Raw genomic sequence first — 410 nt, 5'->3', positions numbered from 1 at the left:
GGGCGGCCACCGTGAACGCGACCGGCACTGTGTTGATCGTCGACGGCGCGAACGTCGTCGGGTCCGTCCCCGACGGCTGGTGGCGCGACCGGCGGGGCGCCGCCGAGCGGCTGCGGGACCGGCTCGCGCAACGGGACGCCGGCGAGGAGATCGTCCTGGTCGTCGAAGGCGCCGCCCGGGACGTCGAGTCCGTGCCCGGGGTACGCGTGGACTCCGCGCCCGGGAGCGGCGACGACCGGATCGTGGAACTCGTCGCGGCCCACGCGGGGCGGGACCGCGTCGTGGTCACGGCCGACCGGGAACTGCGCTCGCGCGTCGAGGCGTACGGCGCGCGCTGCGCGGGACCGCGAAGCGTGCGCCCGGCGGACTGACCACGAGCGCCCGTACGACGGCCGAGGGTCCGGCCCCCG

The 410-nt window shown here is 77.8% G+C and carries 1 protein-coding gene; it reads left to right on the top strand.

Annotation, left to right across the window (positions count from 1 at the left end; all coding sequences use genetic code 11):
• Positions 1-11 precede the first annotated feature (11 nt).
• Positions 12-371 carry an NTP pyrophosphohydrolase gene (locus ADK55_RS20005; RefSeq protein WP_053680621.1) on the top strand — a complete coding sequence of 120 codons (360 nt, stop codon included), beginning with the start codon at positions 12-14 and terminating at the stop codon, positions 369-371.
• Positions 372-410 lie beyond the last annotated feature (39 nt).

The organism is Streptomyces sp. WM4235 (genome assembly GCF_001279725.1).
GTDB lineage: Bacteria > Actinomycetota > Actinomycetes > Streptomycetales > Streptomycetaceae > Streptomyces.
This window is presented reverse-complemented; position numbering and strand designations above follow the sequence as displayed.